Annotated in this window: 16 protein-coding genes; 8 read left to right on the top strand and 8 right to left on the bottom strand. The window is 58.4% G+C overall.

From position 1 onward, the window contains the following. Positions 1 to 11: 11 nt before the first annotated feature. Together ACYQ6M_RS27340 and ACYQ6M_RS27345 are read right to left on the bottom strand one after the other, a co-directional pair. Complete coding sequence (locus ACYQ6M_RS27340; protein WP_168687722.1) at positions 12 to 1505, bottom strand: sugar ABC transporter ATP-binding protein; 1494 nt, start codon at positions 1503 to 1505, stop codon at positions 12 to 14. A gap of 98 nt (positions 1506 to 1603) precedes the next feature. After that, the gene (locus tag ACYQ6M_RS27345; protein WP_075281816.1) at positions 1604 to 2677 is read right to left on the bottom strand and encodes a substrate-binding domain-containing protein; all 1074 of its coding nucleotides are present in this window, start codon (positions 2675 to 2677) and stop codon (positions 1604 to 1606) included. A gap of 377 nt (positions 2678 to 3054) precedes the next feature. Here ACYQ6M_RS27345 and ACYQ6M_RS27350 point away from each other — a divergent pair, with 377 nt between their 5' ends. The 4 genes from ACYQ6M_RS27350 to ACYQ6M_RS27365 all read left to right on the top strand — a co-directional run bounded on the left by ACYQ6M_RS27350 (position 3055) and on the right by ACYQ6M_RS27365 (position 7087). Next, positions 3055 to 3696 (top strand): SGNH/GDSL hydrolase family protein, encoded by a 642-nt coding sequence (locus ACYQ6M_RS27350; RefSeq protein WP_023001501.1) that lies wholly within the window; start codon positions 3055 to 3057, stop codon positions 3694 to 3696. Between the two features lie 69 nt (positions 3697 to 3765). Then, positions 3766 to 4854 (top strand): ROK family transcriptional regulator, encoded by a 1089-nt coding sequence (locus ACYQ6M_RS27355; protein ID WP_055661089.1) that lies wholly within the window; start codon positions 3766 to 3768, stop codon positions 4852 to 4854. A 113-nt stretch (positions 4855 to 4967) separates the two neighbouring features. Further along, positions 4968 to 6089 (top strand): mannitol dehydrogenase family protein, encoded by a 1122-nt coding sequence (locus ACYQ6M_RS27360; protein ID WP_460076779.1) that lies wholly within the window; start codon positions 4968 to 4970, stop codon positions 6087 to 6089. Next, positions 6086 to 7087 carry an aldo/keto reductase gene (locus ACYQ6M_RS27365; RefSeq protein ID WP_460076782.1) on the top strand — a complete coding sequence of 334 codons (1002 nt, stop codon included), beginning with the start codon at positions 6086 to 6088 and terminating at the stop codon, positions 7085 to 7087. Before ACYQ6M_RS27360 ends, ACYQ6M_RS27365 begins: the two co-directional genes overlap by 4 nt. On the opposite strand, the gene ACYQ6M_RS27370 is transcribed toward ACYQ6M_RS27365, so the two are convergent. Next, positions 7072 to 7974, bottom strand: coding sequence for a GntR family transcriptional regulator (locus ACYQ6M_RS27370; protein ID WP_023001505.1), 903 nt, complete (start codon positions 7972 to 7974; stop codon positions 7072 to 7074). The two genes, ACYQ6M_RS27365 and ACYQ6M_RS27370, sit on opposite strands and share 16 nt — an antisense overlap. A gap of 138 nt (positions 7975 to 8112) precedes the next feature. On the opposite strand from ACYQ6M_RS27370, the gene ACYQ6M_RS27375 reads away from it, so the two are divergent. The 4 genes from ACYQ6M_RS27375 to ACYQ6M_RS27390 all read left to right on the top strand — a co-directional run bounded on the left by ACYQ6M_RS27375 (position 8113) and on the right by ACYQ6M_RS27390 (position 12024). Further along, positions 8113 to 9135, top strand: a complete 1023-nt coding sequence (locus ACYQ6M_RS27375; protein WP_152507791.1) for an ABC transporter permease — start codon at positions 8113 to 8115, stop codon at positions 9133 to 9135. Positions 9136 to 9181: 46 nt separating this feature from the next. Further along, positions 9182 to 10123: a substrate-binding domain-containing protein gene (locus ACYQ6M_RS27380; RefSeq protein ID WP_460076786.1), complete on the top strand. Its 942-nt coding sequence runs from the start codon at positions 9182 to 9184 to the stop codon at positions 10121 to 10123. Between the two features lie 75 nt (positions 10124 to 10198). Next, on the top strand, positions 10199 to 10990 hold the full coding sequence (locus ACYQ6M_RS27385) for an ATP-binding cassette domain-containing protein (protein WP_023001508.1): 792 nt from the start codon (positions 10199 to 10201) through the stop codon (positions 10988 to 10990). 38 nt (positions 10991 to 11028) lie between these two features. Further along, positions 11029 to 12024, top strand: coding sequence for a zinc-binding alcohol dehydrogenase family protein (locus ACYQ6M_RS27390; protein ID WP_286202474.1), 996 nt, complete (start codon positions 11029 to 11031; stop codon positions 12022 to 12024). 73 nt (positions 12025 to 12097) lie between these two features. On the opposite strand, the gene ACYQ6M_RS27395 is transcribed toward ACYQ6M_RS27390, so the two are convergent. From ACYQ6M_RS27395 to ACYQ6M_RS27415, 5 genes are all read right to left on the bottom strand, one after another. After that, positions 12098 to 13108 (bottom strand): ABC transporter permease, encoded by a 1011-nt coding sequence (locus ACYQ6M_RS27395; protein WP_075281821.1) that lies wholly within the window; start codon positions 13106 to 13108, stop codon positions 12098 to 12100. Positions 13109 to 13126: 18 nt separating this feature from the next. Then, the gene (locus ACYQ6M_RS27400; RefSeq protein ID WP_077294584.1) at positions 13127 to 14629 is read right to left on the bottom strand and encodes a sugar ABC transporter ATP-binding protein; all 1503 of its coding nucleotides are present in this window, start codon (positions 14627 to 14629) and stop codon (positions 13127 to 13129) included. Positions 14630 to 14722: 93 nt separating this feature from the next. Further along, entirely contained in the window at positions 14723 to 15670 is a 948-nt protein-coding gene (locus ACYQ6M_RS27405) for a sugar-binding protein (protein ID WP_077294132.1), read from the bottom strand. Positions 15671 to 15939: 269 nt separating this feature from the next. After that, positions 15940 to 16932 (bottom strand): substrate-binding domain-containing protein, encoded by a 993-nt coding sequence (locus ACYQ6M_RS27410; protein ID WP_077294129.1) that lies wholly within the window; start codon positions 16930 to 16932, stop codon positions 15940 to 15942. A 39-nt stretch (positions 16933 to 16971) separates the two neighbouring features. Continuing rightward, on the bottom strand, positions 16972 to 17952 hold the full coding sequence (locus ACYQ6M_RS27415) for an NAD-dependent epimerase/dehydratase family protein (protein ID WP_460076791.1): 981 nt from the start codon (positions 17950 to 17952) through the stop codon (positions 16972 to 16974). Positions 17953 to 18021 lie beyond the last annotated feature (69 nt).

Consider the following 18021-nt stretch of genomic DNA (forward strand, 5'->3'; position numbering starts at 1 on the left):
TGTGGGCAGGGTCAGGCGCTCAAGGCAGCGTTCAGGATCTGGTGCTCCGTTGCGGTCTCGGCGGGCAGCTCCGCGACAATGGCCTTGCCATGGACGACATAAATGCGGTCGCACAGGCCGATGAGCTCAATTGTCTCGCGGGAAAGAACCAGAACTGCGCCCCCCTCGTCCGCAAAGCTGCGCAACAGCTTGTAGATTTCCGCCTTCGCCCCGATGTCGACGCCCCGGGTCGGTTCTTCGATGAGCAGCAGATCAAGACCGGCCGCAAGGTAGCGCCCCAGGAGCACCTTCTGCTGGTTGCCACCCGAAAGCGTGCCGACCTGCGCGGATGGGCCGGACGCCTTGATGTTCATGCTCGCCATCGTCTCGGCAATCGCCTTGCGATAATCGTGCGCGATGGAGAGTTCGCCATGCACGGAAGACAGACCGACGGCAATGTTGTGTGCGATGGAAAGCCCCAGGAAGAGCCCCTCTTCCTTCCGGTCTTCGGGAACGAAGCCAACTTTTCTTGCCTGGAGCTGCCGGATGCCGGATGCTTTCGGCGCGGGGAGCGGCAAGATCTTGCCCTTGATGGAGGCGGTGCCTGTCGAAGCCGGGTAAAGCCCGGCGAGCGATCTCAGCAATTGCTGTTGTCCCTGCCCTTCCAGTCCAGCAAGGGCGACGATCTCGCCCTTGTTGACATGAAGGGACAGCGGTGTGCTGCCCGGATCGATCCTGAAGTCTTCGAGGTCGAGGACGGTTTCTGTTGACGCTTTTCCGCGTGCGGGAAAGAGGTCCTGCAGTTCGCGGCCGACCATCAGGGCAATGAGGCTGTCCGGCGTCATGCCGCTCAGGGGCCGCGTTGCAACCAGCTTGCCGTCCTTGAGAACCGTCACCGTGTCGCAGATGCCGAATATCTCGTCCATGCGGTGCGAAATATAGACAATCGCCTTGCCTTCATCGCGCAAGCGCCTGATCTGCGCATTCATCACCTCGACATCGGCCGCATTCAGCGCGGCTGTCGGTTCGTCCAGAATGAACACCGAGGCATCCGCCTTGATGCCATGGGCGATTTCAACAAACTGGCGCTCCGCAATCGACAGCTCGGAAACCAGAATATCGGGGTTCAACTCCAGCCCCAACGCGGCAAGGGCCTTGCGGGTTTCGCGCCGCATCCTTGCCCTGTCGACCATTCCGAACGCTGTAACCGGTTCCCTGCCGAGGAACATGTTTTCCGCAATCGTCAGGTTGGCAAGCAGAGACAGCTCTTGAAACACGGTCGATATGCCTGCTTCAAGAGCTTCCCTCGGCGTCTCGAAACCAGCTTTCCGCCCCTCGCGGAAGATCTCCCCGCTGTCCGGCTGGTGGACACCGGCCAGGATCTTCATCAGCGTCGACTTGCCGGCACCGTTCTCACCCATCAGGGCATGGACCGTGCCGGGCATGAGCTTGAGTGACACACCGTCGACTGCTTTGCTTCCGCCGAACGATTTGGAAATGTTCGACATTTCAACGAGGCAAGTCATTGCCTTCTCCCCCGGATCATACTCTGGATCTTTGCTGTCGGTGACCAGCCGGTGCGCGGAACTGCAGCACCGGCTGGCCGTCCGGCCTCGGGAGGAGGCTATTTCTTGCCGTAAAGCTCCTGCAGCTTTTCCTCCGGCAGCTCGGTTGGCCACCAGACGTTGGCGGACAGGTCCTCGCGGTAATATTGCTTGGCCTTGTCGACGTCCCAGCCTGCCGGGTTGTAGTCGTAGTGCTTCTTCAGCTCCTTGCCTTCCAGCAGGGCGACAGCGGCACGCACACCGGCAGCCCCCTGGGCAGGCGCGTATTCCGCAGACACGGATTTAAATCCGTCCCGGATCCACTGACCGAAAAAGCCGTTGTTGCCTTCGCCGGAAATCGGCGGAATTTCAGCGCCGAACTGCTTGAACACGTCAACACAAGCACGGGTCATGTCGGCACCGGAAGACCAGATTCCGTCGACAGACGGGTTGTTCAGATAAAGCGTCTCACACAGGTTCTTGGCCTTGTCGTACTGCCAGTCGCCATGTTCCTCGGCGATGACTTCGACATTCGTGCCTTCAAGAGACTGCAGCAAGCCGTTGTAACGGTTGGTGTCTTCCGGGTGTCCGGCGAGACCGCGCAGAACCCAGATCTTGCCGTCGGCGCCAACCTCGTTGACGAGCCAGTCGCCCATCACCTTGCCGAAGTGTTCGGCGCCGCCCTGGATCTCGGTCGTATAGGCATCGCTCTCGATACGGCCGGTGTGCAGGACAACCGGAATGCCGGCCGCCACGGCCTTGGCGATCGACGCATCTGCAGACGTTGACGTCACGGGCTGGACAATGATCGCATCGACGTTCTGTGCAACCAGATCCTCGATATCGGCCACCTGCTTTTTCTGGTCGAAACCGGCGTCGAGCAGGATGAATTTGGTGATGCAGTCGTTCTTGGCAGCAGCCGCTTCGGACTCATGTGCCACCTGAACGGTCCAGGTATTGGCGTTCACCCCAAAGTGGCTCATGCCGATGGTCCAGGGGCAATCCTTCTTGTATTTGTCCGCTTCGACAACCGGATTGTCGCCTTCCCTGGCCGTAACACCATCCATCAGAAACGTGTCTTGCGCGAATGCAGGGTATGACGAGATGGCGACCGCCAGACAGCCCGCCAGAGTGGCAGGTTTGAAATATGTCATCGAAATTCCTCCTCCAGGGTCAGGCTTTTGATCTGCTTGCAGGAAGACTGCCGAGCGCCTGACCTCGGCGAACAGCCTTCCTCTACGCACAGGTCAGCCGTTCCGGCAGCGACAACGGGTGCCGGCCGGCAGACAAGGCGATGCCGTTCGCCGAAACGCATTCCGGCGGCGGGTGAACGCAACTGCGATGGGTGGGACCTCCTCCCAGGTCCGTTAAAAATCACGGCAGGACTTGCCTGTCAATAGTTATTCATATTGAATGATTAATTGGAAAGCTTGTCAGATCCCGCGAGCGATGCAATGTATGGCAACAGAGGTTTCGGCCAACCTTCGGGACAACCGACTGTTTTCAATAACTAAATCAGGACGCTGCCAGCATGCGCACGATCTTGTGTTACGGCGACTCGAACACGCACGGACAAATTCCAGGCGGGACACCACTGGATCGCTACACTCTGCTGCAGCGGTGGCCGGGTGTGCTTGCGCGTGAACTCGGCAAGGGCTGGCACATCATCGAGGAAGGCCTCAGCGGTCGGACAACGGTGCATGACGACCCTATCGAAGGCGCGCTGAAGAATGGCCGCACCTATCTGCGACCGTGCCTCATGAGCCATGCTCCTCTGGACCTTGTCATCATAATGCTGGGCACGAACGACCTGAAGGCCCGGTTTGGCCAGCCGGCGTCGGAAGTGGCAATGGGCATCGGCTGCCTGATCCACGACATCAAGGAACTCTCGCCCGGCCCTGACGGAACGGTGCCCGAGATCATGGTGGTCTCGCCGCCGCCGATGCTGGACGACATCAAGGAATGGGAGAACATCTTCAAGGCCGCCCAGCAGAAGTCCCATGAACTTGCCCTTCAGTTCGAGATCATGTCGGATTCGCTTGAGGTGCATTTCTTTGACGCGGGGTCCGTCTCGACCTGTGATCCGCTGGACGGATTCCACATCAATGCTCAGGCACATGAGAACCTCGGTGTCGCCCTGGCGCGGGAAGTGGAGGCGATCGGGTGGAAATGAGTTCGCTGCGTGCACAGCTGCCGGCAGGAATTTATCCGGCACGGCAACGGAGGGCCTTCCATGCCTGACATGAGATTTGCTCCACCCAATCCGCTGCGCATAGCCGACCGTGCGTCAGGCCTGAATGCCGTCAGTGTGCGAAGCTACAACGAGCGCCTGGTGCTTTCGCTGCTTCTGCAGAACTCCTCGACGACACGGCTGGAGATCGGCGAACAGACGGGCCTTTCGGCGCAGACCGTGTCCGTACTCGTCAGGTCGCTGGAGCAGGAAGGACTGGTGGCGAAGGGGGAAGCGCAAAAGGGCCGTGTCGGCCCGCCAACCGTGCCGCTGACCCTCAACCCCGAAGGGGCCTATTCCATCGGGATCAGCGTCGGCAACCGGCACACCGATATCGTTCTCATCGATTTTGTCGGCAAGATCCGCTTTCACAAGACTTTGCCCAATCCACAGCTTGCCCATGGCAGCAACCATTCGGAATTTCTGGAGACGATTGCGAGCGCGGTGAAGCTGCTGCCGGATGCGGAACGCGAACGCCTGGCTGGCGTCGGTCTTGCCCTGCCCCGCCGACTGTCGGGCGGCATGGACGAAGAAGCCTATTTCAAGGCCTTGCAGGCGGAGATCGAGGAACAGCTCGGCATTGCCGTTTTTGTCCAGAACGACATCACCGCAGCGGCCAGCGGTGAGAGCATGTTCGGCGCTGCCAAGACACTTTCGGACTATATGTTCTTCTACCTCGGCGCCGACCTGCACGGCCGCCTTGTCCTCAATCACCAGATCTACAACGGCAATTCCGAAGTCAGCTTCGATGTCGGCATTGCGGCGCTGGAGAGAGATCTGTCGGCACAAGGCAAGGAAGTCGACCCGCTCTGGGACCGTTCAGGATCCTGGCCAGACTACGGTGCTCTGGTGAGTGATTGGGAAGAACGGCTGATTGCCCAGATGCGCGCCTCCCTGCATGGGGTCGGTCAATTCGTGGAAATCGAAACAGTCATCCTGTCGTCTTATGCGCCTGAAAGCATTTGCCAGGACATCTGCCGGAAACTGGAAGCAGCAGCCCCGCAGATCAAGGCAATCGCAGGCAACATCGTGCCGGCACCGAAGGCGATCGGCGCTGCCAGTCTGCCGTTCAGTTCCAGGTTCATGGTCAGCGGAAACTGACCCGCTGAGGTCAGTACTCCCCGACAACCCGCCTGATCTTTTCCGCGGTCGGAAATTGCTTGATTTAAAATGTTCATAATTATAATAAACATAAAATCATTCGGGAGAGAGCCATGTCGACGTCAGCGATCGTTCAATTCGGGACCAGCCGCTTCCTGCAAGCGCATGCGGATCTATTCGTTTCCGAAGCCATTGCCGAGGGGCAGGACGCCGGTCCGATCACGGTGGTTCAAACCAGTGGCGACGCGTCCCGGGCACATCGCCTGAAGGCGCTTGCAGACCCTTCCGGCTACGAAGTCCGGATCAAGGGCATCGACAACGGCACCCTGGTGGACACAAGCAAGACCGTCAGCAGCATCAAACGTGCCTTGTCCTTGCCGGAAGACCTTGCCGAGGTTGCGAAAGCCGTGGCCGGCGAAGCAAGGATTATCCTCTCAAACACCGCAGATGCGGGCTATCGGCCAAGTGAGGCAGACAAGAGCACCGACTTTTCCATCGACATGTCCTATCCGGCCAAGCTGACGTGGTTCCTGTTCCAAAGGTTCGGCATGGGCGGCGCTCCGGTGCAGGTCATGCCGGCCGAACTCATTCCCGAAAACGGCAATGTTCTGAGAGATCTTGTCCTTTCCATTGCAGCTCTTTACCCGCCTGAATTTGCAGACTGGCTCCGCTCAAACGTGACCTGGGTGAATTCCCTGGTCGACAGGATCGTCTCCGAACCGCTGGAACCCGCCGGAGCAGTGGCCGAACCCTATGCGCTTTGGGCAATAGAGAAACAACCCGGCCTCATTCTACCCTGCGTGCACCCATGCGTTCAGGTGGTCGGGGACCTGGAACAGGTCGAGACCCTGAAGCTTTTCATCTTGAACCTTGGACACACTTATCTGGTGTCACGATGGCTGGCTGCAGGCGGCTCGTCCCTGCAGTTTGTCCGGGAACTGATTGACAGTCCCGACTATGGCCCCGACCTTACAGATCTCTATCGACGCGAAGTCATCCCTGCCTTCGAGGCTCATGGCCGCAAGAACGAAGCGGAAGCCTATGCCGCCACGACAATCGACAGGTTCAAGAACCCGTTTCTGGACCACAAGCTTGCCGACATCGCACAGAACCACGGGGAAAAGATAGACCGACGTATTTCATCTTTCCTGTCCTGGGCACGGAAAGCCGACGCGTCACTTCAGATGCCCCGGCTGGATGCAGTGGCGGCTGGTGCCGAGGCAGCACGCGCATGAGGGCACGCAGACAGATCGGCAACACAGGTGTTCTGGTAACGGATATCTCCTTCGGAGCCTCCGCCATCGGAAACATGGGTCGGGTAGTGCCGGAACCAGAGGCAAACGAGGTTCTCCAGTCTGCCTGGGACGCCGGGATCCGGTACTTCGACACCGCACCTCATTATGGCCGTGGCCGGTCGGAAGAGCGGCTAGGCCGGTTCCTGAAATCCAGGCGGCGTGAAGACTACGTCCTGTCCACCAAGGTTGGGCGCGTTCTGTCGCCTGGAACTCCCCTGAAGGAGGCCGACGGTTTTTTCGACCCGCTTCCGAACGCTGTTCACTACGACTATTCCGGCGACGGCATTGAAGCGTCACTGGAAGGCAGTTTCGAGCGGCTGCAGACGCGCCATGTCGATATCGTCTACATCCACGACATCGGCACCTACACCCATGGCGCTTCAAACGAAACACATATGCGGGACTTGCTGGCGACCGGGCTCGACCGGTTGCAAAGATTGAAAGACAGGGGAAAAATCCGCGCCTTCGGCCTCGGCGTGAATGAAACCCGGGTTTGTCTCGACCTCCTGAATGAGACCGACCTGGACGCCATCCTGCTTGCAGGACGCCTGACCCTGCTCGACCGGGAAGCCGAAGACCAACTCGTCGGGCGGTGCCGGGAAAAAGGCACAAGCCTGGTTCTCGGCGGGATCTTCAATTCCGGAATTCTGGCAACGGGACCGGTTGAGGGCGCCTGGTTCGATTACGCACCTGCGCCAGCGGAAATCCTGGCAAAGGTGACCGCGCTCAAGGAACAGGCCACGACACTGGGACTTCCGCTTGCCAGCGCGGCCCTTCACTTCGCCCACAGCTATCCCGGTGTCGCCTCTGTTCTGCTCGGCACATCGAAGGCCTCATCCCTGAAGCGCAATCTCGACTGCTTCGCCGAAGCACCGCCCGCCAGCTTTTCAAGAGTGTTTGGCACCCCTGCGCAAGAGGGCCTTCAGGCGAACTTGTGAACCCGCAGCGACTGCAGAAGCGTTTCCTTCGATCTCCGCAGATGCTTTAGCGCTGCGGCTTCCGACCTTGCGCCGTCCTTGTCGAGCATCGCGTCGATCCATTCCAGATGCTCCTCGATCGCGGCCGCATTGCGTTCCAGTTCGTCGCGTTTGTCCCACATATAGTGGTAGTTGAAGATCAGCTTGATGAGCTTCTGTGCCTCGAGAACAAACCGGTTTTTGACCACGCTGTTGACGGCTGAATGAAACTTTTCGTCCAGCAGGGAAAAGTCGTGATACCGCTCCTCAAGGACCGATTTCAGGTCCTCATGTTCGCGCTTCAAGGCCTTGAGCTTTTTCCAGATCTCGTGCTCGGGCGGAAGGGTCAGCAGCTGCCGGACCGCATTCAGCTCGAGAACCATTCGAAATTCTGACAGTTCAACCGCAAATTCCGACGTGAACCCAAGGAGCGACCACCCTCCTCTTGGACGGCGCTCCACAAGACCGAGACGGCTCAGTCCGGCCAGAAATTCCTGAAGGTTGTGGACGGGAACACCGAATTGCCGCGACAGTTGCGCCACATTGAGCGACGTCCCCGCCGGAACGTCGAAACGCAGGATCCATTCAAAGAACCTGTGCTCCAGTTCCTCCGTGGACAGAGAACTTTCGGCAGGAACCAGGCGGTGCTCCGCCTGCGGTTTCCGGATCAGCGTCTTGGTACGGCCTTCCCAGCGAATGAGATTGTCGCTGTCCAGCTTTTGCAATGCGGTGCGTACGATGGTTCTGCTGACTTCCATCTTGTCCGCAAGCGCGGTCTCGGCGGGCAACTCGTCGCCAATCGCCATGGTGCTGCAGATGTCCAGCAACCTGTTGTATGCGCGCCTGAATCGTTCGTCCGTTCTTGCCATGGCAGCAACCTAACATATCCAAAACGCTGAACAATTCCGATTGTTTGTATTAAAAAATAAAAAACTGTTGACGCGCCACATTACCTGACCTCATATTGTTTTTAATAATTTTATTCAATATCCGGACCGGGAGGATTTATGGCGGATCTTGATCGAGGCGCAGAGCCTGCTTCCTGGACCTTCAAACTGTCTGCCGGTTCCTTTCACAAGTTATCGGCGCTCCTGACCCTTGCCCTGCTGATCTTCGCGTTCTCCTTCGGAAACGCGGCCTTTTTCTCCATCAACAACGGCCTGACTGTGCTGCTGCAGACGTCCGTCATCGGCTTGCTGGGCATCGGGATGACGATGGTGATCATTACCGGCGGCATCGACCTGAGCGTCGGCTCCGTACTTGCCCTTTCGGGAACCATCACCGGATTGAGTATCAAGGCAGGCGTGCCGGTCGGCCCCGCCATGGCGATCGGCGTGATGGCCGGCGCCGCTTGCGGTTTCGTCAACGGCTTCGTCATTACCAAAATGCGGATCACCCCGTTCGTGGCAACGCTCGGCATGATGCTGATCGCCCGCGGCGTTGCCCTCCAGCTGACGGGCGCAGCGCCCATTTCGCGCCTGGGCGAAAGTTTCGGTCTTCTGGGCAATGGCTCCTTGTTCCGCATCGTGGAGAAAACCGGCGGCATCTTCCCGAAAGTCGTCTTCCCCGGAATTCCCTATCCGGTCATTCTGCTCGCGGTTGTCGCGCTTGCCGCAGCCTATCTTCTCAGGCGCCGCCAGATCGGCCGGCATATCTATGCCACAGGTTCGAACGAGGAAGCCGCGCGCCTCTCCGGTGTCCTGGTCGATCGCACCAAGATCTTTGCCTACGTCCTTTCAGGAGCTCTTGCAGGGCTCGCGGGCAACGTCCTGATGTCCCGTCTCGTGACGGTTCAGCCGAACGAAGGCGTCATGTACGAGCTCGACGCGATCGCCGCGGCCGTCATCGGCGGGGCTTCGCTCATGGGCGGCGTCGGCAATATTTCCGGAACGATGATCGGCGCCGCCATCATCGGCGTTCTGCGGAACGGCCTCAACATGGCCGGCGTGTCCGCATTCATCCAGCAAATCGTGATCGGCGTCATCGTCATTCTGGCGGTCTACGTCGATCAGATCAGAAACCGGCGCTGAGAAAGCCGGACGATTTCCAGAGCAACTTCAGACGGAGGAGAATGAAATGAAGAAGCTTTTGACAACAGCGATGATGGCGAGTGCCCTTGCGATGTCCGCAGCAGCCGCGCAGGCAGGAGAAATTGCGGTCATCGTCAAGACGACGAATTCCAACTTCTGGCAGAACGTGAACAAGGGCGCCAGCGCAGCCATCGAAGGCCAGTCGGACCACACGATGACCTTCAACGGTCCGGCGTCGGAATCGGCCGTTGCCGATCAGGTCAGCCTTGTCGAGAACGCCATCAACCGCGGCGTATCCGGAATTGTCCTGGCACCATCCGATCCGGAAGCCCTGATCCCGGCAGTGAAGAAAGCGTATGAATCCGAAATTCCCGTCGTCATCATCGACTCCGGCCTCGCCGACAACGGCAAGGAATTTTACCAGTCATTCCTGTCGACCGATAACTGCGCTGCCGGTCAACTGGTTGCCGACAAGATGATTTCGGAAGTCGGGACAGAGGGCAAGGTTGCCGTGATGTCCTATGTCGCGGGTGTCGGCTCCGAACTTGGCCGCGTCGGCTGCTTCGTCAAGCGGATCGAGGATCAGTCCAAGATCGAGATCGTCGGCCCCTATTACTCCCAGTCGCAGATGGCCACCGCCTTGAACCAGACCACCGACGTTCTGGCGGCAAACCCGGATCTCGTCGGCATTTTTGGCGCCAACGAACCGACAGCCATCGGCATGGGCCGGGCCCTGGCGCAAGCTGGCAAGGCCGGCAAAGTCACGGCAATCGGCTTTGACGGCAACACCGACCTTCAGGATTTCGTCCGTGATGGCACCCTGGCCGCGACTGCCGTTCAAGGCTCGTTCCAGATGGGCGAGATCGGCGTTCAGACCATTTTGAAGCTTTTGAACGGTGAACAGGTCCCGAACTTCATCGATACCGGCGTCGTCCTGGCGACCAAGGACAACATCGATCATCCGAGCGTTCAGAACGTCCTTTACTAACGCACCACAACGCGGCCGGAAGCCTTTCTGCTCAAAGGCTTCCGGTCTATTCAATCGTCGATCGGGACACGGAATATGAAACCAGATGCACAATCCGCGGCACCGCTGGTGCAGATGGAGGCAATCGAAAAGCACTTTGGCGGCATCAGGGCGGTGAATGGTGTTTCTCTGGAGCTTTATCCAGGTGAAGTCGTTGGCGTTCTCGGCCACAACGGCGCCGGCAAATCGTGTCTGATGCGCATCCTGTCCGGGGCCATGATCCCTAATGAGGGGACAATCCGCGTCAATGGCGAAATCGCCGACATTCAATCGCCCCACGACGCCCGCGATCTGGGCATCGAAACCATCTACCAGACGCTTGCCCTTGCTGATCATCTGAACGCTCCCGCCAACCTGTTTCTCGGCCGGGAACTGAAAACAAGGTTCGGAAATCTGGACGACAGCCGGATGATGGCCGAGGCGGTCCGCGTTCTGAAAAGGCTCAACCCGAACTTCAAGAACCTGAACGATCCGGTGTCGAGCCTCTCGGGCGGTCAGCGTCAGGTTGTTGCCATTGCCAGAGCGATCTATTTTGACGTCAAGATCCTGATCATGGACGAGCCGACAGCCGCTCTCGGCCCTTCGGAAACGGCCATGGTCGGTGCCTTGATCAGACAATTGCGCGAAGAAGGAATAGGCATCCTCCTGGTGAGCCACGACATGCATGACGTGTTCGAACTCTGCGATCGTGTCATAGTGATGAACAAGGGCCGTAAGGTCGGCTCGCACCGGATTGAAGACGTGACCAAGGATGATGTTCTCAGCCTTATCATCAAGGGCGACCTTCCTCACGACTGGGCTCCCAGGAGCCGGAAAGCCGTTCAATGAATATTGAAAAGACCAAATCACCCGCAGTGGCCCGATCAATGGAATGCGGAACCGTCATCGAACCGGGCGTCTTCAGGCTCGAAACGCGGGCCCTGCCCGAAGACGCGCCAGACGGCTGGGTGCTTGTGGACATCGAGGCCGTCGGCATTTGCGGCACCGACTACCACATTCTGGAAGGCAAGCACCCTTTCCTGGACTACCCGCGTGTCATCGGTCATGAGCTTAGCGGCAGGGTCGCGGAAAGTGTCGGCCCGTGGACTGCCGGGGAACTGGTGGTGGTCAACCCGTATCTTTCGTGCAACGCCTGCCGGGCCTGCATGAAGGGCAAACCGAACTGCTGCAGCAGCATCGAGGTTCTCGGTGTTCACCGGGATGGCGGAATGTGTTCCCGCATCGCCGTTCCCCAGCAAAATCTCTATCCGGCGACCGGCTTGACGGAACTTCAGGCGGCGATGGTGGAGTTTCTTGCAATCGGGGCCCATGCCGTTCGCCGGGCGGCGTTATCTGCCGACGACAGGGTTCTGGTCACCGGGGCCGGTCCCATCGGCATCGGCACAGCTCTCTTTGCCCGGCTTTCGGGAGCCGAAGTCCATCTTCTGGACATGAGCCAAACACGGCTGGCCCAGGCGACGGAAAAATTCGGCTTCAAGAACACGCATCTCGTCGGAACCGACATTCTGTCAGGTCCGCGGCAAGACGGCTTCGACGTGATTTTCGATGCAACAGGCAATGCGGCCGCCATCGAAGCGGGCTTTCCTCTTCTTGCGCATGGCAGCCGCTATGTGCTGGTGAGCGTCGTGAAGGAAACCATCAGCTTCAGCGACCCGGAGTTTCACAAGCGCGAAACCCAGATCATCGGCAGCAGAAACGCCACGAGAGAAGACTTCGAGACCGTCATGTCGGCAATTCGCTCAGACCGGATCGACACGGACGCGCTGTGCACGCTGACCGTGCGCCTCGAGGATCTTCCGGCGAAGATCAAGGAGCTGGCGACAGACAGGGAAGCCTTGATCAAGGCCATCGTCACTCTCTAAGCCCCCTTGTGGATCAGGCAGACCACCAGCAGGCCTGCCCGGTCCATGCTCGCTCAAGATTGAAAAAGCGACATCATACCGTTTCCGAACGCGGCTCCCGGTTGGCCGGTGCAATGGTCGCAAGGGCGCTTGCCTGGCGTCGGGAGTTCCTGTGTTTGGCGATCTGATTGTCTGCGATAACACCGATCAGGATTACGCTGCCCATAACCGCAAAGTTGAGTGATGAGGGAATGCCGAGCAGATTGACGAGATTCTGAAGCATCTGCAGCAGAACGACACCCAACACGACGCCGACAACGGAGCCCTCCCCTCCCCTTAGGGAAAATCCTCCCAGCACAGCGGCTGCAATTGCATAGAGTTCATAAAAATTGCCGTGGGATGCGGGGTGGATGGAGCGGGTATACATGGCAAAGAAGATGGCCGAGAGACCGGTTAGAACAGCGCAGATGACATAGGCCAGAACAATGACCCGTCTCGTGTTGATTCCGGTGTAGCGGGCTGCTTCCTCGTTCTTGCCCACAGCGAAAAGATGCCTGCCGAACACGGTGCGATGAAGCACGAACCAGGCGATCACCGCTATAATGGTGAAGGCGATGATCGAGTGGGGGACACCGCCGCTCCGCCCCGAAATCAGCCACTCCAGAACCGGAAAACTGTCTCCGAACGAAAAGCCTGCCGTCCCGTCCTTGGTGTAGAACCGTGCGACCCCGCGATAGATCAGGAGGCCGCACAAGGTGACGATGAAGGGCTGAAGCTTCAACCGGGTGATCAGCCAGCCGTGGATGAAACCGAAACAGGCTCCCAGCAGAAGCACGATCAGGCAGGCAACAGGCCAGGGAACGCCCTGCTGAACGATCAGATCGACGAAGATGACACCAAGGAGCGCGATAAGAGAACCGACGGACAACTCGATACCGGCCGTCACGATCACGAAAGCTTCCGCCAGGGAAAACAGCCCGAAAAGACCAATGAGATTGGCCGTGTTCGCCAGGTTGATCGGCGACAAGAACCGGGGATTGATCAGGGCGACAACTGTCCCGACCACCAGAACAAGTACCGCCAGTCCGATATCCTTCTTTTGCATTCTGTCTCCCCAACTCCCTTACCCGACCGCCAGCCGGAGTATGTTTTCTTCCGTCAGTTCGTCACGACCCAGGATCCCCGACACGTGCCCCCTGCGCATGACGGCCACACGATCCGACACCCCGATGACTTCCTCCATGTCGCTCGAGATCATCAGGATACCGACGCCTTCGTCCGCGAGCGCCTGCATGAGGTGATAGACTTCCGCCTTCGCGCCCACATCGATGCCTCTGGTCGGTTCGTCGAAAATGAGAACCTTCGGCTTCATCGCCAGCCACTTCGCCAGCACCACCTTCTGCTGGTTTCCGCCGGACAACTCAGCAGCGGCTCGTGTGATGGCGCTGGTCTTGATGGAAAGCCGGTCGCGCGAGCTTTCCGCCAGCGTTGCCTCGCGCGCCCGGTCAACGACACCTCGGCGGCTCAGCTTGTTGAGACAGGGCAAGGAAATGTTCGCGCAGATCGCAAAATCTAGAAGAAGGCCCTGCTCTTTTCTGTTTTCCGGCACCAACGACAGCCCTGCGGCAATCGCTTCTGGAACTGAATGAGTTTGCAATTCCCGGCCGTTGAGCCGGATGGTGCCATCAACCAGAGGCTCCACACCGAAGACGGCGCGTGCAAGTTCCGTTCGGCCCGCACCTACCAAACCGGCAACTCCGAGGATCTCACCGGCATGAAGTGTCAGGTCGACGTGTGAGCCGGGAAAGGTCGACGTGCGCACACCCTGCAGCTCAAGCACCGGCTCGCGCAACTGGTGGGGCTTTTTTTCATAGAACTGACCGACATCCCTGCCGATCATCATCCGCACCATTCTGTCCTTGCGGATGCCGGCACCGACCAGTGCGCCCGCGTTTCTGCCATCGCGCAGGCACACAACCCTGTCTGCAACGTCTTCCACTTCACTCAGACGATGGCTGATAAACAGGATTGCAACGCCCTGATCCTTCAGCTGCCGCATGACCTGAAGCAGCCTGTCGGTTTCCGACAAGGTGAGACTTGACGTCGGCTCATCGAGAATGACCAGGCGTGCATTCATCGACAATGCGCGGGCAATTTCGAGCAATTGCTGATCTGCGAGCGAAAGGTCTGCAACGGAATCGCTGGCACCGAAACGCGTACCGAGCATCTCCAGAATAGGCTCCACCTTGGCCACCATGGCGCGCCGGTCGAGCAATCGCAGCGGACCGGATGTGATTTCGCGGCCCAGAAGAACGTTTGCGGTCACGTCAAGATTTGAAAACGGATTGAGCTCCTGATGGACGAAGGCAATGCCGAGCGCAGAAGCTTCGGCCGGGGTCAGTCCACCGGTCCGGACGCCGTCTATGATGATATCGCCCCCGTCGGGGGAGATCGCGCCACCCAGCACTTTCATCAAGGTGGACTTACCGGCGCCGTTTTCGCCGATCAGGCCAACGATTTCTCCGCCCTTGATGCTCAAATCGACATCCTGAAGGGCAACGACACCCGGATAGACTTTCGTTACCCGTGTGAGTTCGAGGGAAATCTTCTCAAATCCGGGGATCAAGGTTTTGGCTCCGCCATAATGATCAGCTTCGGCTGCACGGGCCGGCAATAATCCGGTCCGCGCAGCCTCAGGGTCCGCCTGGGAGGGCCCGACCTAGCCTTTGATGCGCTCTTTCAGCTGCTGTTCGAACGGATCGACATTTTCCGCATCGATGATCTTCGTCGGTACGATGATCAGACCATCAGCCGGAATTCCGGATTTGTCGCCTTCCAGAAAGTCGGCCATCAGGTGCATGCCCTGGTAGCCCCACTGATAAGGATCCTGCACCACCGTTCCGGCGAAGCTGCCTTCACGGATAGCACCGAGAGTGATCGGGTCCTCGTCGAAGGCAATGACGGTGATTTCACGCAGTTTGCCAGCCGCCTGAAGCGCTTCGTAGATCTTCGGGGGATTGTATGAGTAGAAGCCGACCATGCAGTCGATTTCCGGATTGGCAGCGAGAACGTCATCGACGTTCGACCGGGCCTTGGCGAAGTCGACGTCGTCACCTCGGACGTCGACCAGCTCGATGCCCTTGTCTTTCACGGTTTCGCGGAAACCGGCGATGCGTTCCTTGGCGTTATCGGCACCGAGAAAGCCGACAAAACCCATGCAGGTTCCCCCGTCCGGCAAGGCCTTGATTGCAATTTCGCCAGCCTGATTTCCAGCAAGCGTGTTCGATGACCCCAGATAGGCAATCCGGTCGCTTTCCGGCGCATCGCTGTCGGTCGTGAACAGCGGCACCTGTGCGGCAACACGATTGAAGGCGTCGGTCGATGTCTTGGGATCCACAGACGAAATCATGATGGCGTCAGTCCCGGCAGCCACCAGGTCGTCCATGAGGGCATTCTGAAGCGCTGCCGTTCCTTGGGCGGGATACCGGAACTGCAGCTCGTAGCCGGGCAGTTCCGCCTGCGCGGCGTTCACGCCGGCTTCAGCCAGTTTCCAGAAGTCGGAGGCCGCGTTCACAACGAATGCCAGTTGCGGCTTTTCCTGCGAATGCGCCGCCGTGGCGGCGAGTGTGGCAATGGCTGCCACGCAAAGGGTTTTCCGAAGTTTCAATTTTTCCTCCCTGTCTCTGGGCAACGATACATCGCCCGCAACAAATTATTACTAATATTAATTAATTGAAGTTTTCAAGTATTAATTACTAAGCCATCCTTTGCAGCTAATCGTGGGTAATATTTCGAACCTTTGCACCCTTCGCGAAAAAGATCTGATGGGCGCACGCACGCGCACCGGCAGGAAAGCACCATGTGAAAGCCATGGCCCCACCAGGAAAAAGCGCCGCCGAACCAATGCGCCAGTTCGGCGGCCAGTGGAGAAGTTGTCTAGTTGTCTGCGCAGAAACCAGGGTCTTCCTGGTTACAGACATCCAGCCCCGTATAGAGCGGATCGTCTACGCTATCTCCGTTGATGAGCTGCATCATCACATCCGGTGCGCGATAGCCCATTTCAAACGGCCTCTGGCCGACCTGAGCATGGCTCCTGCCATCGCGGAAGGCTTTCGTCTGAGGTGGCAAGGTATCGCCGGCGATGATGATCAGATCCTTGGACTTCAGCTTGTCCATCACCTGATCCGTCACCTGCGTATAGGCCTGCGGCGCGAACTGAGCCCACCCGCCGATCAGGATGAACGCATCAAGATCGGGATTGGCGATGAACGTGTCAGCCATCTGCTGGTTTGCAAGATCAGCCTGGTCATTGGTGAAAACGGGACATCCATCGATCTCGGTCCAGCCGTTCTGGCCAGTCAGGCGATCGACACCTTTTTCTCCAGCGGCCGTATCACGGAACCCCTGAGCCCGGGCATTGATATTGTCGGCAGCGACGTTTCCAAGTTGCAGGCACACCGTTCCGCCATCCGCCTTGAGCTTCGCGGCCTCCTCGGCCATCTTGACGCCCATCAGATAATTGTCGGTACCAAGATAGGTCTTGCGAAGGTCGCGGTCGTCGGCCAGGAAATCCGCATCAATGGTCATGACCGGCACGCTTGGCGCGATCTGACGGATGCGGTTTGCCATGGCAGGTGCGTTGGACGGCGAAATGGCGATTGCGGCAACACCGCGGGTAAGCAGATCATCCACGATCTGGACCTCGCCAGCCTCATCGGCGGATGATGCGGGGCCGGTATAAAGACATTCATATTCGCTGTCCGCGTTTTCGGACATCCACTTCTGGCAACCCAGATTGATCTGTTCGAAGAAAGGGTTATCAAGCCCCTTCACCACGATTGCGAGGGTTTTCTTGTCTTGTGCAAGGCTCGATCCGACTGAAATTGCCAAAACGGCAGCGGCGCCAAGCAACAGTAAATTCCGTCTCATGCGTGTCACTCCCTTCTGTCCAGCAGGTCCCGGAGCGATTTACCCCGGGTACCAGATTTTACGGGGATCTTTGATGTCCCTTCTGTAGTTCCAGGCCCCTTCAACAAGGGCCTCCAGGTCTACCGACGGTTCCCAGCCCAGCCTCTGGCGCGCCTTGGAATTGTCGAGCCAGTTACTGTGGAGAGAGGTCGGAATTTCCGCGATTTCGTAGGATCTTGTGGCCGCGAGATGGTTGGCGACGCACCGGTAGTCGACCGGTTCGTTCATGGAGATATTGAAAAGCTGGCCAGCCGCCTTCGGACTGTCCAATGCCGCAAGGATCGCGGAAACCAGATCATCCACGTGCACGAAATTGCGCTTGAGCGGCGCACCTTCCCGATCCAGCAGCAACGGGGCAAATCGGCCGCCGGCAAGGCGCTGGATTTCATCGGCGGCAAGAAAGTCCGACCACAAGGGGCCGCCGAACTGGTCCGGACCAAAGCTCAGCGCAAACTTGAAGTCGTCCTTTTCCATGATCCAGGGCGCGCGCAATATGCAGCCGTTCAGACCATATTGATGCCGGTATTGCTCCAGCATTACCTCTTCCAGAACCTTGGTCAGGGCATAACAACCCGGATAAGCCTTGCGCTCCGAAGTTTCCGTGACCGGCTCCGAATATGGCTGGAAGGCATGACCAACGGCACAGTCCCCGCTGATCAGAATGAATTGCCTTGCATTTGCCAGTTTCCGGAACTCTTCGAGAAGGACAAACATTCCCTTCACAGAAACGTCGATTGCAAGTTCGGGAGATTCCTTGACGGCCGCCATGTGAAGCACATGCGTAACACCGGCCATCGCTTTCGACACACAAGCGGGATCGGCAATTGAGCCGCGGATGACCTCCACGCGGTCCCCGGAATCGATCGTCCGGTTGTTGCACAGAGCCACAACGCCCCACCCGCTGAACATGTCCTCAGACAGAAAGCGCGACAGGAAGTTTTGCCCGACCTTGCCCGTGGCACCTGTAAGCAGAAGCTTCATTTATCTCCCCTTGCCTTTATTAGATAATATTTACTAATATTAATTAGTCAAGAATTGAAAAACGACACC

The organism is Roseibium sp. ROS1 (assembly GCF_054658215.1).